Below are 19,639 nucleotides of genomic sequence, written 5' to 3'. Positions count from 1 at the left end.
GCTCCTATCCCAGGCTGTGGAGAACCGTTTGTCCACAGGCTGGAGGTGCCTGTAGCCAAATTGCCGCCGCGACCGAACAATCGGTTGGTGAGGCACGCCACACCGTTGCCTCGCCCACGCTCCGACATTCCAGCGGATTTCGACACCCCTCGATATATCTCGATGCCAGGAGGTGCTTGTCATGACGGTCCAAGAGCTGCCCGGCGCAGCCGCCTACAGGCCCACGCCGCCCCCGGCCTGGAAGCCGCTCACCGATCCCGCGCCGCTGCTCCCGGACCCCGAGCCGTACCGCGTGCTCGGCACCGACGCCGCGGCCGACGCCGACCCCGAGCTGCTGCTGCGGCTCTACGCGGAGCTCGTGCGCGGCCGCCGGTACAACACGCAGGCCACGGCTCTGACGAAGCAGGGAAGGCTCGCGGTGTATCCGTCGAGCACCGGCCAGGAGGCGTGTGAGATCGCCGCGGCGCTGGTGCTGGAGGAGCGCGACTGGCTCTTCCCGAGCTATCGCGACACCCTCGCCGCCGTGGCTCGGGGCCTGGACCCGGTCGAGGCCCTGACCCTGCTGCGCGGCGACCGTCACACGGGTTACGACCCGCGTGAGCACCGCATCGCCCCGCTGTGCACCCCTCTGGCCACGCAGCTGCCGCACGCCGTCGGCCTGGCACACGCCGCGCGCCTCAAGGGAGACGACGTGGTGGCGCTCGCCATGGTCGGCGACGGCGGGACGAGCGAGGGCGATTTCCACGAGGCGCTGAACTTCGCGGCCGTCTGGCGCGCTCCGGTCGTCTTCCTCGTGCAGAACAACGGTTTCGCGATCTCGGTGCCCCTGGCCAAGCAGACCGCCGCGCCCTCCCTGGCCCACAAGGCCGTCGGATACGGGATGCCGGGGCGGCTGGTCGACGGCAATGACGCGGCCGCCATGCACCAGGTCCTGGGCGAGGCCGTGGCCCGTGCCAGGAGAGGTGAAGGACCGACGCTGATCGAGGCGGTCACCTACCGCATGGACGCCCATACGAACGCCGACGACGCCACCCGCTACCGCGGTGACGGCGAGGTCGAGGCGTGGCGCGAGCACGACCCCATCCGGCTTCTCGAGCGGGAGCTGACGGGGCGCGGGCTGCTGGACGAGGAAGGCATCGCGACGGTGCGCGAGGCGGCTGAGCGCATGGCCGAAGGCCTGCGGGAGCAGATGAACGCCGATCCGGTGCTCGATCCGATGGACCTGTTCGCCCATGTCTACGAGAAGCGGACCGGACAACTGCGCGAGCAGGCGGAGATGCTGCGGGGCGAGCTGGCCGCCGGGCATGACCCGCTGGAGGAGAACGGCGTGGAGGAACGGCGATGAGCACCGCTGCGGCGACGGCCGGTGAACGGACCGGCAGGGCCAAGCCGGCCACGATGGCGCAGGCGCTCGGACGGGCGCTGAGGGACGCGATGGCGGCGGATCCGACGGTGCACGTCCTGGGCGAGGACGTCGGCACGCTCGGAGGCGTCTTCCGCGTCACGGACGGCCTGGCGAAGGAGTTCGGCGACGACCGCTGCACGGACACCCCTCTCGCGGAGGCGGGGATCCTGGGCGCCGCCGTGGGCATGGCGATGTACGGTCTGCGCCCCGTGGTGGAGATGCAGTTCGACGCCTTCGCCTATCCCGCCTTCGAGCAGTTGATCAGCCACGTCGCCAAGATGCGGAACCGCACCGCGGGTGCCATGCCGCTGCCGATCACGGTGCGGGTGCCGTACGGCGGCGGGATCGGTGGGGTCGAGCACCACAGCGACTCCTCCGAGGCGTACTACATGGCGACACCGGGGCTGCACGTCGTCATGCCCGCCACGGTCGAAGACGCCTACGGGCTGCTGAGGGAGTCGATCGCGTCCGACGACCCGGTGGTCTTCCTGGAGCCCAAGCGTCTCTACTGGTCGAAGTCCGACTGGTCGCCGGAGGCGCCGGCGCAGGTCGAGCCGATCGGCCGCGCCGTGGTCCGTCGACCCGGCCGCAGCGCCACCCTGATCACGTACGGCCCGTCCCTCCCGGTGTGCCTGGAGGCCGCCGAGGCGGCCACGGCCGAGGGCTGGGATCTGGAAGTGGTCGATCTGCGTTCGCTGGTGCCGTTCGACGACGAGACCGTCGCGGCGTCGGTCCGGCGTACGGGCCGCGCCGTGGTGGTCCACGAGTCCTCCGGCTTCGGTGGTCCCGGAGGGGAGATCGCTGCACGGGTGACAGAGCGCTGCTTCCACCACCTGGAGGCGCCGGTCCTGCGGGTCGCCGGGTTCGACATCCCCTACCCGCCGCCGATGCAGGAGCGGCACCATCTGCCGGGCGTGGACCGGGTGCTCGACGCGGTGGCCCGTCTTCAGTGGGAGGCGGACAGCTGATGGCGCAGGTACTCGAATTCAGGCTGCCTGATCTGGGCGAGGGGCTGACCGAGGCCGAGATCGTGCGCTGGCTGGTGGAGGTGGGCGATGTCGTGGCCATCGACCAGCCGGTCGTCGAGGTCGAGACGGCCAAGGCCATGGTGGAGGTGCCGTGTCCGTACGGTGGGGTGGTGACCGCACGCTTCGGCGCGGAGGGTGCTGAACTGCCGGTCGGTGCACCGCTGCTGACGGTCGCGGTCGGCTCGGTGAGCTCCGGTACGGACGGCACGGTGAGTCCCGTCGTGGACGGCACGGCTGCGACCGGCCCGGCCTCGGACGCGTCCGGGGATGTGTCCGGCGTGGACGGCGAGGGCTCCGGCAACGTACTCGTCGGCTACGGCACGGGCGCACCGGCCGCGCGGCGCCGCAGGATCAGGCCGGCGCAGGTGTCGTCCTCGGCCGGCTCCTCCGGCCCCGGTCCCTCCCCGGCTGCCGTTCCGGCATCAGTGGTGGCTCCGGTGTCCGCTGCGGCAGCGACTCCCGCCTCCGCGGTGGTGGCGGCGCCGACGGGCCCCGTCGCCGTCATCTCGCCGCTGGTGCGGAAGCTGGCAAGGCAGCACGACCTCGATCTCCGGCAGATCGCCGGTTCGGGACGGGACGGGCTGATTCTGCGCAGTGACGTGGAGTCCGCCATCAAGAGCGCGCAGTCCCCGCTGGAGGACGTGGTCCTTGCCGCCGTACCCGGTGAGGCGCCACGGCAGGCACCGGAGGGTGAGCGGATCCCCTTGCGCGGAGTGCGCGGTGCGGTCGCCGAGAAGCTGGCGCGCAGCAGACGCGAGATTCCGGATGCCACCTGCTGGGTCGACGCGGACGCCACCGAACTGATGGCGGCGAGGGCGGCCATGAACGCCGCAGGCGGGTCCGCCGCCGGTCCGAAGGTGTCGGTGCTGGCGCTGCTGGCCCGCATCTGTACGGCGGCTCTGGCCCGGTTCCCCGAGCTGAACGCCACCGTGGACACCGAGGTCCGGGAGATCGTCAGGCTGCCGGGCGTCCACCTGGGCTTCGCCGCGCAGACCGAGCGGGGCCTGGTGGTCCCGGTTGTGCGCGACGCGCACACACGGAACGCGGAGTCGATCGGCGCGGAGATCGCCCGGCTGACCGAGGCGGCGCGGACGGGGAAGCTCACGCCGGCGCAGCTCACCGGTGGGACGTTCACGCTGAACAACTACGGCGTGTTCGGTGTGGACGGCTCGACGCCGATCATCAACCACCCCGAGGCGGCGATGCTCGGGGTCGGCCGGATCATGGCCAAGCCCTGGGTGCACGAGGGTGAACTGGCCGTCCGCCAGGTCGTGCAGCTGTCGCTGACCTTCGACCACCGGGTCTGCGACGGCGGCACCGCGGGAGGCTTCCTGCGGTACGTGGCGGACTGCGTGGAGCACCCGGCGGTGCTGTTGCGGACGCTGTAGGCGCAGCGGTCGGGCGGCCCTTCCGTCCGGCCCGACTGTGAGTTCGGTCCCTCCGGCGACCTTTCGGGTTCCCGGGGGGACCACAGTCCGTGTGCGGCCCGCATACTCGGGTCATGACCGCGTATGACGCCATCGTTCTTGCCGGGGGAGCCGCGAAGCGGCTCGGGGGAGCCGACAAGCCGGGTCTTCGTGTGGGCGGCCGCGCCCTGCTCGACCGGGTTCTCTCCGTGTGCGCCGACGCCGGTTCCACGGTGGTGGTCGGCGGTCGGAGACCGACCGCGCGTCCCGTCACATGGACCCGTGAAGTGCCCGAGGGCGGCGGCCCGTTGGCGGCTCTGGGCGCCGGTGTCCGGGAGACGGAGGCGGCGAACGTTCTGGTGCTCTCCGCGGATCTGCCCTTTCTGGGGGAGGCGACGGTCCGTTCGTTGCTGACCGCGGCCGGGTCGGGAGTCCGGGAGGGCGCGTTGTGCACCGATCCGGACGGTCGCGACCAGCCGCTGGTCGCCGTGTACCGCGCCGAGCCGCTGCGACGCGAGCTGGCTCTGCTCGCTACGGAGCACGGCAGCCTCGCGGGCCTTCCGCTGCGCCTGCTGACGGCTGAACTGGACCTGGCCCGGGTGGAGGCGGGACCGCTCGCCTCTTTCGACTGCGACACCTGGGAAGACATTGCTGCCGCCAGAGCGCGGATCAGGGAGCATGGGACCGTGCTGGACGAATGGATCACCGCAGTCAAGAACGAGCTGGGCATCGACCTCGACGTCGACACCGGCGCCCTCCTCGACCTCGCCCGTGACGCCGCGCACGGCGTCGCCCGGCCCGCCGCGCCCCTGACCACGTTCCTGGTGGGATACGCGGCGGCCATGGCGAGCAGTGGGAAGAGCCCCGAGGCCGCTGCGGAAGCCGTGGCGGAGGCGTCCCGCAAGGCCGCGGCCCTCGCGCTCCGGTGGGCGGAGGAGGCGGCGGCACCGGGCAGCGAGCCCGGAACGCCATGACGGCGCAGGACGGCGATGCCCGGCCGCCCCGAAGCCCTGGTGTGGAGCGGGACGGCGATGCTCCGCCGAACCGAGGCGCCCGCCTGACGCAGGCGGATCGAGCAGGCCGAGTGGAGGACCGGACGCCGCGGACCGTACGGACGGCGGAGGAGGACCGGGCGGCCCGGGAGAAGCGGGAAGCCGAAGAGGAGGAGCGTGCCGTCGCTCAGGCCCTCGCTCTCGTAGCCCGGCAACCGCAGGTGGCGCACCCGGTGTCGGGCAGCTCCGGCCACGATGCGCGGCCCTCGGAGCGTTCGCGCGATGCTGTGCCAGTGTCGGCAGCGGCAGCGGCAGCGGCACCGGCATCCGCCTCGGCCGAACGCGTCGGAAGTTCCCCTCCCCCTCCCCCTGGCATCGCGGCCCCCGGGATCGCGGCCCCCGGCATTGCGCCCTCCGGCCAGGACTCCTCGGCCCTCGGTGCCGCGCATCGCCACGTGTCGGCGCCGTCGGCACGCGGGGCGGCCGCCTCGTCCACGTCCCACACGAGCCGGGCCACCCCCTGGGCCGAGGCGCGTGCCCTGGCCGAGCGTCTGGGTCGGGCCGCCCCCCTGGCTGCCCTTCGACTCCCGCTGGACCGTGCCCTGGGGCACGTCCTGGCGGAGCGCGTGGTCGCGCTCACCGACCTGCCGCCGTTCGACACCTCGGCCATGGACGGCTGGGTCGTCGCAGGGCCGGGGCCGTGGTCCGTGCAGGAGGGCGCGGGGCTGCTCGCCGGACGGGGGGCCGTCGAGCGGTTGCCCGACGGGGAGGCGTCCAGAATCGCCACGGGTGCCCGCATTCCCGCCGACGCCACGGCCGTGATCCGCAGTGAGCACGCACACGCCGACGAGGCCAAGGGGCTGCTGCACGCGACCCGCGACGTCGTACCGGGGCAGGACATCCGGCCCCGGGGTCAGGAGTGCCGTTCCGGTGACGAACTCCTGCCCGTCGGAACGGTGGTGACCCCGCCCGTACTCGGACTGGCAGCCGCTGCGGGGTACGACGCCCTCGTCGCCGTACCCCGGCCCCGCGTGGACGTCTTCGTGCTCGGCGACGAACTTCTCACCGCGGGCCTTCCGCGCGAAGGGCTCATCCGGGATGCCCTCGGCCCCATGCTCGCCCCCTGGCTCCGCGCCCTGGGAGCGGAGGTCACCGAGCCCCTGCGGCTGGGGGACGACGCCGAGGCACTGCACCGCGCACTCGTGGCCTCGGACGCCGACCTGATTCTCACCACGGGTGGCACGGCGGCCGGGCCCGTGGACCACGTCCACCCGGTCCTGGCCCGGATGGGGGCCGAGCTCCTCGTCGACGGGGTGGCCGTACGCCCCGGGCATCCCATGCTCCTGGCACGGCTCGCCGAGCAAGGACCGTGTCTGGTCGGCCTGCCGGGCAACCCGCTCGCCGCGGTGTCCGGGCTGCTCACCCTGGCCGAGCCGCTCCTCCGGGGTATCGCCGGCCGGACGGCTGAGGAGCCCTACCGTGCGCCGGTGCACGAAGAGGTGCACGGACACCCGCACGACACCCGGCTGATCCCGGTGGTCCACCGTGACGGCAGTGTCCTGCCGCTGCACTACAACGGCCCGGCCATGCTGCGAGGGATCGCCGCCGCGGACGGGCTGGCCGTGGTGCCGCCCGGCGGGGTACGGTCCGGCACCGAGGTGGAGATCCTCGATCTACCGTGGGCCTCGGCGTCGCCGTGGACGGAAGGGTGTTTCACGTGAAACTTCCCGGCCAGGACGCGATGGCCAGGCGCGCAGATGAACACGTCGTCCCGACCCGGGTGCTGCTGCCCCGCCGGGTGGTCGACAGGCCGTTGCGTCAGGTGGCCAAGCGGCTCGCGATGGCTCTGACCGTGCTGGCCCTGACGGTCTTCATCGTCTGGGCCGACCGCAGCGGGTACCACGACAACGCGGACGGCAAGGTCGACTTCCTCGACGCCGTGTACTACGCGACGGTGACGCTGTCCACGACCGGGTACGGCGACATCGTCCCGTACAGCGATCCGGCGCGGCTGGTCAACGTCATCCTGGTGACTCCGCTGCGCGTGCTCTTCCTGATCATCCTGGTCGGCACCACCCTCGAGGTCCTGACGGAGCGGACCCGGGAGGACTTCCGGCTGAAGCGTTGGAGAAGCAACTTGCGTGAACACACCGTCGTCGTCGGCTTCGGTACGAAGGGCCGCTCGGCGATCCAGACGCTGTGTGCCACCGGCCTGAAGAAGGACCAGATCGTCGTCGTCGATCCGGCGGGCAAGGTGATCGAAGCGGCCAACGCCGAGGGCTTCGTCGGCGTACAGGGCGATGCGACGCGCAGCGATGTGCTGCTGCGGGCCGAGGTCCAGAAGGCGCGGCAGATCATAATCGCCACCCAGCGGGACGACACCGCGGTGCTGGTCACGCTGACCGCCCGACAGCTCAACCGAGGGGCGAAGATCGTCGCCGCCGTGCGTGAGGAGGAGAACGCGCCGCTGCTCAAGCAGTCCGGCGCCGACGCCGTGATCACCAGCGCGAGCGCCGCCGGCCGACTGCTGGGCCTGTCCGTGCTGAGTCCGAGTGCGGGCACGGTGATGGAGGATCTCATCCAGCAGGGCAGCGGGCTCGATCTGGTCGAGCGGCCGGTCATAAAGGCCGAGGTGGGCAAGAACGTCCGGGAGACGGAGGACCTGGTGGTCAGCGTCCTGCGGGGCCACAGGCTGATCGGTTACGACGATCCGGCCGCCAGCCCGCTCCAGCTGACGGACCGGGTGATCACGATCGTGCGCGCCTCACCGATCCACCTTCAGCAGTCGGTTCACCCGCCGCAGTCCGGGTCGAGGCCGTAGGACCACGCGCCCCACGAAGGCGGGGCGTACGAAGGCGGGCCGTACGAAGACGGGGGCGTACGAAGTCGGGCCGTACGAAGGCGGGGGCGTACGAAGTCGGGCCGTACGACCGAGAGTTGCACGACCGCGAACTGTAGGACCGCGAGCCGTGCGAACCCGACCCCGTGAGGCCGAAAGCCGTAGGACCACGCGCCGTACGGTCACGGACCGTCGATCCCGGACCCGCACACGGCGCGGGCGGCTCCACCGGCGCCCGGGCGTCCTCACGGAGTAGCCTCGCGGCCATGTATGCGATCACGATCCCCGAACCAGGCGGTCCCGAAGCGCTCGTATGGGCCGAGGTCCCCGAACCCGTGCCCGGCGAAGGTGAAGTCCTCGTCGAGGTCGTGTCCAGCGCGGTCAACCGCGCCGATGTCCTGCAGCGGCAGGGCTTCTACAACCCGCCGCCCGGCGCGTCGCCCTATCCGGGCCTGGAGTGCGCGGGCCGCATCCTGGCGTTGGGCCCCGGAGTGTCCGGCTGGTCCGTGGGCGACGAGGTGTGCGGACTGCTGGCGGGGGGCGGGTATGCGGAGAAGGTCGCTGTGCCGGCCGGTCAGCTCCTCCCCGTTCCTGAGGGAGTGGACCTCGCGGAGGCCGCGGCGCTGCCCGAGGTGGCGGCGACGGTCTGGTCCAACGTCTTCATGGTGGCGCACCTGCGCCCCGGCGAGACCCTGCTCATCCACGGCGGGTCCAGCGGTATCGGCACCATGGCCATCCAGCTCGCCAAGGCCATCGGGGCGCGGGTCGCCGTCACGGCGGGCGGTCCCGAGAAGCTGGCGCGCTGCCAGGAGCTCGGCGCCGACATCCTCATCGACTACCGCGAGCAGGACTTCGTCGAGGAACTGCGCAAGGCGACGGACGGTGCGGGGGCCGACGTCATCCTCGACATCGTCGGAGCGAAGTACCTGGACCGCAACGTGCGTGCCCTGGCGGTGAACGGCCGTCTCGCCATCATCGGCCTGCAGGGCGGCGCCAAGGGCGAGCTGAACCTGGGCGCCCTGCTGAGCAAGCGGGCCGCGGTCACAGCGACCTCGTTGCGCGCCCGTCCGCTGGCGGAAAAGGCGGCGATCATCGCCGCCGTACGCGAGCACGTGTGGCCGCTGATCGCCGCAGAGGTCGTCCGGCCGGTGGTCGACCGCACGATGCCGATGACGGAGGCGGCGGAGGCTCATCGGCTGATGGAGTCCAGCAGCCACATCGGCAAGATCCTCCTGGCCGCGCCGAACGCCTGAGGTCCCCAGACATCGGGGCCCGGCACACATCACGTGTGCCGGGCCCCGATGCCGATACCGCGGTCGTCGGTGGGTGGACCGATGTCTACAGGTACGGGCCGGAACGCGCCGGACCGTGGGGGTCGATGACCGCTTCCTCGTCGTCGCTCCCGACGCCCGGAGGGAGAGCGCGTCGCATCTGCTCCAGCTGCGCACGCGCCGCCATCTGCTGGGCGAACAGCGCCGTCTGGATACCGTGGAACAGGCCCTCCAGCCAGCCGACGAGCTGAGCCTGCGCGATCCGCAGCTCGGCCTCCGACGGGACGGACTCCTCGGTGAACGGCAGCGAAAGACGCTCCAGCTCCTCCACGAGTTCCGGGGCCAGGCCGTCCTCCAGCTCCTTGACGGAGCTCGCGTGGATCTCCTTCAGCCTGACCCGGCTCGCCTCGTCGAGAGGAGCCGCCCTGACCTCTTCCAGAAGCTGTTTGATCATGCTGCCGATGCGCATGACCTTGGCGGGCTGCTCGACCATCTCCGTCACCGGGACCTCGCGCGATTCGTCGCCCCCGCCGCCGCCCCCGATGGCCATTCCGTCCTGTCCCACCACGAGGACTTGGGGGTGCTCCTGCGACCGTTCATTCCTCGGCATCTCCATGACGCCATTGTCTCGCACACGGGCCTCATCACATGGTGGTGCCCCCGGAAAGGGAAGATCACCCTCTCCGGGGGCACCGGAACACCGGTCAGCCCCCTTGGCTCATCCCGCGCGACGGGTCGCGGCAGCCCGGGAACCCGCGAACGCGGCGGCCAGCAGCCCCGCCAGGACCGGAACGACCAGGGCCAGCAGGCCGATGGTCTCCCACGGCAGCACGATGGGTGTGTACGCGGAATCCATCGGCTGCTCCCGCATCAACTGCATCGCCTTGCGCAGGTCGATGAGCCGCAGCGCCACGGCAGGCACGATCCCCGCCACCGTGCCGAGCAGCACGCCGGTGAGCGCGACCACCAGGCACTGGAAACCGGAGAGGGACCGCCGCACACCAGGGGGTGCGCCCACTGCGCTGAGCGTCGTGAGGTCCGCGTCCGCGTCGGCCTTGGCCAGACCGGTCGTGATCGCGGCCGCGCCCAGGGTCACCACGCCCGCGAACAGGGCGAGGATCAGTAGGACGAGATCCTCGTCCTGGGAGCTCGGCACGTGCTCGGTCTTAAGGAAGGCACCGTATCCGAGCTGCGCGAACGCCGCGCTCACCGCCTGCTGTTCGGCGTCCGTGGGCGGGCGTGCGACCGTGTAGAAGCTGCCGTAGTCCTCGGTATGCAGGCCCATCCGGTCCGCGGTCCTCCGGGGCATGATCATGCGGATGCCCGGGGTGGCGGCGTACCTTGCGGGCGCGACGTACACCTTCAGCCGGCTCGTGGTGGTCCTGGCCCTGCCGGGGTGCAGCTTCCGGTTCTCCTTGTCGCGCTCGCTGTAGGTGTGCACGGCCCGGAGGGTGACCCGGCCATGGTCCGCGTACGCCGGATTGAGCAGCACGGGTGTGCCGTCGGCGAGCGCCCGGGCCGCCGCCGGGTCGTCGAGCTTCGCGTAGGAGGTGAGCACGGAGGCGCCGCCCACCAGGATCTTGGCCTCACCCGCATCGAACGGGACGGGCTGGGGGCGGGCGTCGACACAGGCGGGCGTGCCCATCAGCTTCTTGTGCGCGGCGGCGGAGAGTCCTCCGGCGAGCTTCCGGGCTCCCGCACCCTCGAGCGGGCAGCGGTGGCTCTCTCCGGCCGGTTTGACGAGCTCGATCGTGCCGCAGCCGTCCCCCTCCTCGTAGTAGACGCGGCAGTCGGATCCTGCCCAGACACGTGCGAAGTCGGCACGGCCACCGCGGACGGGCACGTTCTGTTCGACGGCGACCCGGGAGAGGGGGAGCGAGTCGGGCCCCGGTGCCCTGCTCCCCAGGAGCGCGACCGTGCCGGGTGCGAGCGTGGGCACGTAGTCGTACGCGTGCTCCGCGTTCACCCCGGCCGTGTAGGTGGCGATGGCCACGGTGCCCGCGACGGCGGCCATCACGGCGGCGACGGCGGGTGCTGTGCGCCCCCGGTTGCGGGCTGCGTCGCGCAGTGCCATCCGCGGGGAGAGCGGCAGCCGGGAGCCGAGCCGGCCCAGGAATCCGACGATCACCGGGATGCACGCGAGCATTCCGAGCTCCGCGACGATCGAGCCGCCGGCGACCAGGTTCGCGTCACCCGTGGTGCCGCCGACGACGGCGACCGTCACACCTCCGGCCAGCGCCACACACCCCAGGACGGGCAGGACACGGGAATTCCGGCGTGCTCCACGGCGCCCGGTCAGCGATTCCAGTACGGACTGGCGGCCGGCCACGATCGCGGGGACCAGCGCCGCCAGGATCCCGGTCGTGAGTCCGAGCAGGGCGATCGCCAGCAGTTCCCACGGGCGGATTGCGAGTCCGCCGAAGCGGCTCCCGGACCAGGCTTCGATCAACGGGCGGAACAGTGCGGTCAGCCCGAGACCGGCGGCCACTCCGACCACGGCGCCGGACCCGCCGAGCACCACACCGCCGGCGAGCACCACCGCCCGCACGTGACTCCTGTCGCCTCCGCAGGTACCGACGAGGCCGAGCTGCCTGCGCGACCGACGCGCGCCGACCGCGAAAGCGGGACCCGCCAGCAGCACGATCTCCAGCATCGCCATCGCGACGACCGTCAGCACCGCCGCACTCGTCTCCGGCGAGCTGTCGGGGAAGCCTTCCCCGGCGCGGGATGCCAGGGGCACCTCTGAGTCCGGTGGCGGGTCGAGCGCGACCTGCCGGGACAGCGCCAGGACGCCCTTCTCGTTGGCCGCGAGCACGTCGGGCCAGGTGATCCCGGCACCGTCCGAGCCCCGGACCAGCCACCTCATGTCCCCGGGGTTGGGCGGGACGATCCTTTTGTCGCGGGCGGCCGCCTCCTTCCACGGTGCGACGACCGTGCCGGGCTCGGCGTACAGCATGGAAGCCCCGAGCGCGCTGTGCAGTTCGACGCTGCCGGTGATCGTGTACGTCTGCTCGGGGCCGCGCAGTGTGGTGCGGGATCCGATGTGCAGGCCCGCCGACTCGAGGAAGTGCTCGGTGGCGACGACCTCGCCCTTGCCCCGGGGATAGGCCCCGTCGATCAGGTCGAGTTTGCCGCGGACCATCGGGTCGGAGGTGCGCAGCTCGATGATGTCGATGTGGGAGATGCCGTGCCGTGTGGTGACCGTGGCGGGCACGAACTGCTCGGTGACGTACCGGGACCCCTTCGGGAGGGCACCCGGTACGTCGACCGGCTCCGCCGTGTCCTCGGACGTCTTCGGCGAGCCGGGCGGGGTGTCGTAGGTCCGGAGGTCGGGCAGCTGCTCGACGGGTACGGGGCCGATGCCGGCCGAGCTGAACACCGCGTCCGCCGAACCCATGTCGGCCGTCAGTTCCTCGGCCTTCGTGGGCGTGGAGCTGCGATAGGTGACGTCGACGGCGGTCACGCCGAGGACGGGGAGGGCGATCATGGCGACGACGAGCGCGCTGCGTCCCTTGGCGCGCAGGGCGTCACGGCGCGCGATCCGCAGGGCGGCACGCCACCCGCTCAGGACACTCACGCGGCACCCTCTCCGGCCAGCAGCGACTCGGCACCGGAGGAGAGGGTCTGGTCCACGACGGACCCGTCACGGAGGAAGACGACACGGTCCGCCCAGGCCGCGTAGCGGGGCTCGTGCGTCACCATGACACCGGCCGCGCCCTCGTCGCAGCGCCCGCGCAGCAGGGCCAGGACGGCCTCGCCGGTTTCCGAGTCGAGCGCGCCGGTCGGCTCGTCCGCGAGGACCAGACGGCGGTCGCCGACGAGGGCCCGGGCTATGGCGACGCGCTGCTGCTGGCCGCCGGACATCTCGTCCGGGAAGCGGTCCGCGATCTCTGAGAGCCGCATCTCCTCCAGCGCGGCGAGTGCCTCCTTGCGGGCCTTGCGCACGGAGACGCCATCCAGCTCACGCGGCAGGGCGATGTTCTCCGCTGCGGTGAGGGCCGGGATGAGGTTGTAGTCCTGGAAGACGTAGCCGACGCTGCGACGGCGCAGTGCCGCGAGGCCCTTGCGGCCGAGTGCGGAGATGTCCTGGCCCTCGATCACGACCTGGCCGCCGGTCGCGGTGTCGAGACCACCGGCCAGGGTCAGGAGTGTGGACTTGCCGGAGCCGGAAGGACCCATCACGGCGACGAGCTCGCCGGCTCGTACGGAGAGGCTGACCCCGCGCAGTGCGTGGACCTGGGCGATTCCGGAACCGTGGGTGCGGGTGAGCGACCGCAGCTCCAGGACGGGCGCGTCCGCCGTCGGAACGGCGGACGACGGGGTGACGGACGAGGGCATGGTGAGGTGTTCCCCCTAGGAACGACGAGGCCGCGCGAGGACGCGCCCCGTGTGTCGGGCGAGGTGCGAGGTGGGAGTTGCGCCCGGTGGGCCGGGTCGTCGGACTGCCGGGGCACGGGCTGTCGGGGCGTGGGCTGTCGGGTCGGCGGGCTGACCGCCGACCGGATACGGGCGCTGTCGGTTCGGGGCCTCCGGTCAGTGCCGGACGCGGGGCCCGGGGCTGGCGGCGGTGCGGGCGGAGCCCAGGCCGGTGGCCGGGGCCGGTTCGGTCGCTGCGGCGGCCGCGAGCCGGACGAGGCGGGACTCGCAGTGATCCAGCCAGCGCGCCTCCGCCTCGGCCTGGAAGATCAACTGCTCCACGACGAGCAGCCAGGCGATGGCGTCGCGGTCGGCCGGATCCTCGGCGAGTGCCTGAGCCTTCAGCCGCGTGTAGTCCTGCATCGCCTTCAGCGTGTGGCTGCGCTGCGCCTGGATGACCGCCCTGATGTCGACCCCGGGGGCGCCGACGGCCATGGCGAGCTTGATGGCCAGTTCGTCGCGGGGCGGGCTGTTTCGGTCCACGGGGGTCTCGAACCAGCTGCGCAACTCGGTCCGGCCGTCGCCCGTGATCGCGTAGAGGGCGTGGCCCGCGTCGTCCTTGCCGTCCTGGGCGACCATGCCGTCCCGCTCCAGGCGGCTGAGGGTCGTGTAGACCTGGCCGACGTTCAGCGGCCAGGTGGCGCCGGTGCGCGACTCGAATTCGGTGCGGAGCTGGGAGCCGTACCGAGGCCCCCGCTCAAGGAGGGCCAGCAGCCCGTGGCGGATCGACATACTCAGTATGTATACCCAGTATGTCGATCTCCGCAAGCGCCGCGGGGAACTTTGAGCCACGGAAGAGCCGGAGCCGCTGCGGTCCGCTCGGCTCAGGTCAGGTCGTCCGGCGGATGCGGAGCGCCAGGAACGCCAGGCCCAGCCCGACCAGAGCGATCCCGCTGCCCAGCGACACGTCCCGCACCTGTCGCATGGCGGCCACGTCCAGCGACCGCCTCTGCCTCGCGGTCTCGCCGGGCTCGGGGAACGCGTCCGGCGGTGGCGTGAACTCGGGGACTCCGGCAGGGTCCGGGTCCGGCGGCATCTCGTCCGCCGCCTCGGAGTCCGCGACGTCGACGGAGGACAGCGACCGCCCCGGTCGCGCCCGGCCCTCCCCGGCCTGCCGCCCGGCCAGCGGTGACTCCTCGGCGGAGGGGCTTTCGTCGGGGGAGGCCGAGCGGCGCGAGAACGCCACGGCCGCCGTGCCCGCCCCGGACGCTCCGGATGCGCCGTACGCCACGGAAGCCCCGGACACGCCGTACCCCCCGGAGGCCGCGTGCGCCCTGTACACCCCGTACGTCACGGAGGCCCCGGACGCCGTAGCCGTGCCTCGCGCCGTGTATGCCGACGGTGTCATGGTCGTGGCAGGTGCCGGACGGCTCCGTAGCGACGAGGCGGTGCCGTCGGATCCGTGGGCCCAGGCCGGTGGGCCCAGCGCCGCCCCGGCCGCCAACACCAGGCAGGCCGCATAGCGTGACGGCCGTGAGACCAGGAGTCCTGGAGGCATGAGATCAGCGTCACATGTGCTGATGTGTCCGGCATCTGGAATGCGGCCAAAGGTCGCTCGCGGAGTACGGCAGCCGGGACTCCGGTACCCCCGGTGCGCCCCCGGACTCCTGGAGCCCGAGGCTCCGGAGCCACCTGACTCCGGTACCCGGCGGCCCGAGAACCCCGCAGGCCGTGGTCCGGCAGCTCAGGCGGCGGCACCAGCCCGGACGGCTCCCGGAATCCGAAAGCTCAGGCCGGATCGCCCGTGGCGATACGCAGCTCGAAGTGGGCGCCGCGCTCCGCCACCGCCGTCCCCGATGTCGGGAACTGGTCGACGACCTGGTCCTCGGCGTAGGTGTTGCCCTCCACCTTGACGACCTTGACCGTCCAACCGGCCGCCGCGGCACAGGACTTCGCGGAGATGATGTCCTTGTAGATGAAGTTCGGGGCCTGGACCTTCGCCGGGTCGTCGGTGTCCTCCGTGGCGTCGGTGCAGTCCTCGGTGTCCATCGTCCGGTTGCGCTCCGGCGGCTTGTGCTCGCCGGCCGCAGCGGACTCGCTGGAGCCGGGGTCACCGCCCTTGCCGTTCTCCGCGTCCCCGTCCATGTTGAGGAACGCGATCAGCCCGCCGACGGCGACGAGGGCGACCACGATCGCGCTCACCACGACCGGCATGTTCCGGCCGGACCCGCCGCTCCCGCCCGTGGAGGTCTGCGGCGCCATCGTGTACGGAGGCGGCGTCCCGTGTCCCGGGTGCGCCGGTGCCCCGTACTGCTGCGGCGCCTGGGGGTAGCCGTATCCCGGTGTGGGCGCGGGGGTCGGCGAGCCGTAGGGGCCGGGCTGGTGCTGCTGCTGGTGGTGGTGGGGCTGCGGCTGGTACGGCGTCTGCACGCTGTGCTGCGGCGGCGTGGTCTGGCCGACGGGCGGGAAGACCGCCGAACCGACTCCCGAGCCGCTGTTCGCCGGGCCGCTGCCGCCGACGATCGCCGGAGCGCCGGCGGGACCGCTCGCGCTGAGCACGCGGGCGATCTCGTCCTGCATGGCCGCGGCGCTGGGGAAGCGCTCGTTCGGGTTCTTTTTCAGCGCACGGGCGACCAGGGCGTCCATCGCGGGCGTGACCGACCGGTTGATGCTCGACGGTGCGACCGGCTCCTCCTGCACATGCGCGTAGGCGATGGCGAGCGGGGAGTCCGCGTCGAACGGGAGGCGCCCCGTCAGCAGCTGGAAGAGCATGATGCCGACCGAGTACAGGTCGGAGCGCGCGTCGACGCCGCGGCCGAGTGCCTGCTCGGGGGAGAGGTACTGGGGGGTGCCGACGACCATGCCGGTCTGGGTCATCGACGTGACGCCCGACTGCATGGCCCGGGCGATGCCGAAGTCCATGACCTTGACCACGCCGCGCTTGGTCATCATCACGTTGCCGGGCTTGATGTCGCGGTGGACCAGCCCCATCTCGTGGCTGGTCTCCAGGGCGGCCAGCACGTCGGCCGTCACCTTGAGCGCCTTCTCGGCCGGCATCGCGCCGAACTGCCGGATGTCCGACTGGAGTACGGAGCCGAGCGGCTGCCCCTCGACGTACTCCATGACGATGTACGGCATCAGGGCGCCGCCGAGCTCGTCCTCGCCCGTGTCGAACACCGAGACGATGTTGGTGTGCTGGAGCTTGGCGACCGCCTGTGCCTCGCGCCGGAAACGCTCGCGGAAGGACTGCTCACGGCCCAGCTCGGTGTGCAGCGTCTTGATGGCGACCTGGCGGTCGAGGGCGGAGTCGTAGGCGAGGTAGACGGACGCCATCCCGCCTTCGCCGAGCAGGTCGCGGAGCTGGTAGCGGCCGCCGGCCACGGAACCGCCCGCGTACCGCCCCTGTGCGCCGTCGTGGCTCATGACTCGCATCCCCCCCGGCGCCCGGGCGGACGCGTGATCCCTGTTACGGGCCAAGTCTGCCCGAGGGGTACGACACGTCAAGCCGGGTGCCCGTTCCGTGACCCTACGCACAAGAAGCGTCTCGGAAGCGTTACAGGACGAACATGGAATTTGCGCAGGCGGCGCGCCAGCCGATTGGATGGCCCGTCACTCTCGAAACCGGTGGGGCCCGACAGAGGCTGTAGCGTGACGTGGCGATGCAGCAAGGCACCGTGAGAACCCGCGGACGCGCGGACAGATACGACGGCGAGGACTGATGGCACCCGGATCCGAAGCAAACGGCGGCGGAGTTTCGGATGGCACCGACTCCTGGGGTGTCGGCGGTGTGGTCGGAGACGGCCGCTACCGCATGACGCACCGGCTCGGCCGCGGCGGCATGGCCGAGGTCTACGCAGCGGAGGACGTCCGTCTGGGGCGCACGGTCGCGGTGAAACTGCTGCGCTCCGATCTCGCCGAGGACCCCGTCTCCAAGGCGCGCTTCACGCGTGAGGCGCAGTCCGTCGCGGGGCTCAACCACCATGCGATCGTGGCGGTGTACGACTCCGGCGAGGACGTCGTGGGCGGCTCGACCGTGCCCTACATCGTGATGGAGCTGGTCGAGGGCAACACCATCCGCGACCTGCTGCTGGAGGCCGAGGCGCCGCCGCCCGAGCAGGCGCTGATCATCGTCTCCGGCGTGCTGGAGGCACTGGCGTACTCCCACCAGCACGGCATCGTGCACCGTGACATCAAGCCGGCGAACGTGATCATCACGCACTCCGGTGCGGTCAAGGTGATGGACTTCGGCATCGCCCGCGCGCTGCACGGCGTGCAGTCGACGATGACACAGACCGGCATGGTCATGGGCACCCCGCAGTACCTCTCCCCCGAGCAGGCGCTCGGCAAGGCGGTCGACCACCGCTCCGACCTGTACGCCACCGGCTGCCTGCTGTACGAACTGCTGGCGCTGCGGCCCCCGTTCACCGGCGAGACGCCGCTCTCCGTCGTGTACCAGCACGTGCAGGACATGCCGCTCCCGCCCTCCGAGGCAGCCGGAGCCGTCCCGCCGGAGCTGGACGGCCTCGTCATGCGCTCCCTGGCCAAGGACCCGGACGACCGGTTCCAGAGTGCCGAGGAGATGCGCGGCCTCGTCCAGTACAGCCTGCAGATGCTGCAGGTGCAGGGCGGGCACACCGGCACGTGGAACACCGGCCCGGTCACCGTGCACGACGGTGGTCGCACGGCAGCGATGAACATCGGCGGCGGCACCGCCGCGATGGGTCACCCCATGCACGGGGAGACCTCGCAGGGTCCGATCCTGCCGCCCATGAACCCGGACGACGGGGCGTACGCCGGCGGGCACCACAACGGCGGCGGCCGCGGCAAGATGTGGCTCTTCGTCCTGCTCGCGCTCATCGCGATCGGCGTGGGCGTCGCCTTCGCCGTCAACGCGGCGAACGACAACGACAAGAACAAGAAGACCCCGTCCAGCCCCTCCACCTCGGTCTCCCCGACCGAGTCGCCGGAGTCACCGGATCCCACGGACGAGGAGACGGAGGAGACGGAGGAACCCGCCGACTCCACGAGCGGTCAGACGTGGCCCACCAGGGAGCCGACGTACACGCCGTCCGACGACCCGACCGAGCCGACCAAGAAGCCGACCGAGACGCCCACGTCGTCCGACCCCGGTACGACCGAGGGCGCCACGACGACGGACGGTGGCACCGGTGACGACGGCGGCACCTCCGAAGGCAGCACCGACGAGGGCAGCGCCGGAGAGCCCGACGGCGGGACCACGGACGGCGCCACGGCCGGGACCCCCGCGGGGACCTCGGCGGGCGCCGCGGCGGGCACGACGACGGGTACCACCGCCGGCACCTGACGGCCGCGGGGGCGGGGCCTCACGAAGTGAAGGCCTCGCCGACCGCCTCGTACTCACGCGTCCACCACACCGCCAGGGCCGACACCGCAGGGAACTGCGGGTCGGCCCTGCGGTCGTGGAGGCGGTAGCGCCAGCGCAGTATCCAGAAGTCGTTGAGCCGCTCCCACCAGACCCGGTGCACCGCGGCCGCCATCTCGGCGGCTCCGGCGCCGGCCGCGCGCCGGTAGGCGCGGGCGTACGCCCGGACCTTCTCCAGCTCCAGTTCCCCGTCGGGCCGGACGAAGAAGATGGCCGCCGCCCGCACCGCCTCCTCCGCGCGCGGCTGTACGCCGAGCCGGTCCCAGTCCACGATCGCGACGGGATCGGCACCCCGGTAGAGCAGGTTCAAGGGGTGGAAGTCACCGTGCACCCAGCCCCGCGCGGACCCCCCGGGCGTGGGCGGCCGGCGGTGCGCGTGCTGTTCCAGCAGGGCGCGGCGCTCGACGAGCCGGTGCACGGCGAGCTCGTCGAAGGCGTCCCGGGGGCCCAGGCCCCCGGCGGCCGACAGCAACTCGTCGATCAGCGCGAACGTGTCGGCGGGATGCGGACTCTGTCCCCGCACGGAAGGCGGCCGGTCGTCACCCATGACCTGTTCGAGCCCGGTGTGCACGGCGCCGAGCAGCGCTCCGAGGCGCCGCGACTGGGCGGTCGTCAGCTGGGCGCCGTCCCGGTGGAGGCCGTCCACCCAGTGGTGCAGGGCGTAGCGCTGCCCGTCGATGACGGTGACCGTGTCACCGTGCGTGTCCGCCAGGGGAGGTGCGACGGGCACACCGAGCGAGTGCAACTGCTGGGTCGCCCGGTGCTGCCTCACGATCGTGTCGTGATCACCGCTGGCGTCGTCGAGGTGGTGCTTGTCCAGGTGGTGCTTGAGGAAGTACGAACCCCGGGTGGTGGACACGCGGTAACCGTGGTTGAGCAGGCCCTTGTTCAGGGGTTCGCAGGCGAGGGGCTCGCCGGCGGCGGGGTAGCGGCGCAGCACC

The 19,639-nt window shown here is 72.0% G+C and carries 15 protein-coding genes; 8 read left to right on the top strand and 7 right to left on the bottom strand.

Translation table 11 applies throughout. The annotated features are described in order from the left end of the window. Positions 1–181 precede the first annotated feature (181 nt). From pdhA to ACFYY2_RS16005, 7 genes are all read left to right on the top strand, one after another. Positions 182–1,345, top strand: a complete 1,164-nt coding sequence (gene pdhA, locus ACFYY2_RS16035) for a pyruvate dehydrogenase (acetyl-transferring) E1 component subunit alpha (RefSeq protein ID WP_388742678.1) — start codon at positions 182–184, stop codon at positions 1,343–1,345. Beyond that, positions 1,342–2,373 carry an alpha-ketoacid dehydrogenase subunit beta gene (locus ACFYY2_RS16030; RefSeq protein WP_388742676.1) on the top strand — a complete coding sequence of 344 codons (1,032 nt, stop codon included), beginning with the start codon at positions 1,342–1,344 and terminating at the stop codon, positions 2,371–2,373. The genes pdhA and ACFYY2_RS16030 overlap by 4 nt, the downstream gene beginning before the upstream one ends. After that, positions 2,373–3,821 carry a dihydrolipoamide acetyltransferase family protein gene (locus tag ACFYY2_RS16025; RefSeq protein WP_388742673.1) on the top strand — a complete coding sequence of 483 codons (1,449 nt, stop codon included), beginning with the start codon at positions 2,373–2,375 and terminating at the stop codon, positions 3,819–3,821. The genes ACFYY2_RS16030 and ACFYY2_RS16025 overlap by 1 nt, the downstream gene beginning before the upstream one ends. Positions 3,822–3,934: 113 nt before the next feature. After that, a complete protein-coding gene (locus tag ACFYY2_RS16020; protein ID WP_388742671.1) occupies positions 3,935–4,813 on the top strand; it encodes an NTP transferase domain-containing protein in 879 nt (292 codons plus the stop codon). Continuing rightward, positions 4,810–6,552: a molybdopterin molybdotransferase MoeA gene (locus ACFYY2_RS16015; protein ID WP_388742669.1), complete on the top strand. Its 1,743-nt coding sequence runs from the start codon at positions 4,810–4,812 to the stop codon at positions 6,550–6,552. Before ACFYY2_RS16020 ends, ACFYY2_RS16015 begins: the two co-directional genes overlap by 4 nt. Beyond that, positions 6,510–7,652: a potassium channel family protein gene (locus ACFYY2_RS16010; RefSeq protein ID WP_388742667.1), complete on the top strand. Its 1,143-nt coding sequence runs from the start codon at positions 6,510–6,512 to the stop codon at positions 7,650–7,652. Before ACFYY2_RS16015 ends, ACFYY2_RS16010 begins: the two co-directional genes overlap by 43 nt. Positions 7,653–7,936: 284 nt before the next feature. After that, a complete protein-coding gene (locus tag ACFYY2_RS16005) occupies positions 7,937–8,923 on the top strand; it encodes an NAD(P)H-quinone oxidoreductase (RefSeq protein WP_388742666.1) in 987 nt (328 codons plus the stop codon). A gap of 85 nt (positions 8,924–9,008) precedes the next feature. On the opposite strand, the gene ACFYY2_RS16000 is transcribed toward ACFYY2_RS16005, so the two are convergent. The 6 genes from ACFYY2_RS16000 to ACFYY2_RS15975 form a co-directional block, all read right to left on the bottom strand. Continuing rightward, entirely contained in the window at positions 9,009–9,557 is a 549-nt protein-coding gene (locus tag ACFYY2_RS16000; RefSeq protein WP_388742663.1) for a bacterial proteasome activator family protein, read from the bottom strand. A 102-nt stretch (positions 9,558–9,659) separates the two neighbouring features. Continuing rightward, entirely contained in the window at positions 9,660–12,518 is a 2,859-nt protein-coding gene (locus ACFYY2_RS15995) for an ABC transporter permease (RefSeq protein ID WP_388742661.1), read from the bottom strand. Beyond that, positions 12,515–13,279, bottom strand: a complete 765-nt coding sequence (locus ACFYY2_RS15990; RefSeq protein WP_388742658.1) for an ABC transporter ATP-binding protein — start codon at positions 13,277–13,279, stop codon at positions 12,515–12,517. Before ACFYY2_RS15990 ends, ACFYY2_RS15995 begins: the two co-directional genes overlap by 4 nt. Before the next feature lie 195 nt (positions 13,280–13,474). Next, positions 13,475–14,089, bottom strand: a complete 615-nt coding sequence (locus ACFYY2_RS15985; RefSeq protein WP_388742655.1) for a PadR family transcriptional regulator — start codon at positions 14,087–14,089, stop codon at positions 13,475–13,477. Positions 14,090–14,186: 97 nt separating this feature from the next. Further along, positions 14,187–14,603, bottom strand: a complete 417-nt coding sequence (locus ACFYY2_RS15980) for a hypothetical protein (RefSeq protein ID WP_388742652.1) — start codon at positions 14,601–14,603, stop codon at positions 14,187–14,189. Between the two features lie 482 nt (positions 14,604–15,085). After that, complete coding sequence (locus tag ACFYY2_RS15975) at positions 15,086–16,720, bottom strand: protein kinase (protein WP_388742649.1); 1,635 nt, start codon at positions 16,718–16,720, stop codon at positions 15,086–15,088. Positions 16,721–17,015: 295 nt separating this feature from the next. On the opposite strand from ACFYY2_RS15975, the gene ACFYY2_RS15970 reads away from it, so the two are divergent. Next, entirely contained in the window at positions 17,016–18,620 is a 1,605-nt protein-coding gene (locus ACFYY2_RS15970) for a protein kinase (protein ID WP_388742646.1), read from the top strand. Positions 18,621–18,639: 19 nt separating this feature from the next. Here ACFYY2_RS15970 and ACFYY2_RS15965 read toward each other — a convergent pair whose 3' ends face one another. After that, positions 18,640–19,638, bottom strand: coding sequence for a phosphotransferase (locus ACFYY2_RS15965; RefSeq protein WP_388743406.1), 999 nt, complete (start codon positions 19,636–19,638; stop codon positions 18,640–18,642). Between the last annotated feature and the right edge of the window lies 1 nt (position 19,639).

It is taken from the genome of Streptomyces sp. NPDC001822 (genome assembly GCF_042892135.1).
Lineage (GTDB): Bacteria > Actinomycetota > Actinomycetes > Streptomycetales > Streptomycetaceae > Streptomyces.
Note: the sequence above shows the minus strand (reverse complement) of the source record. Positions and strands in the feature narration are given on the sequence as shown.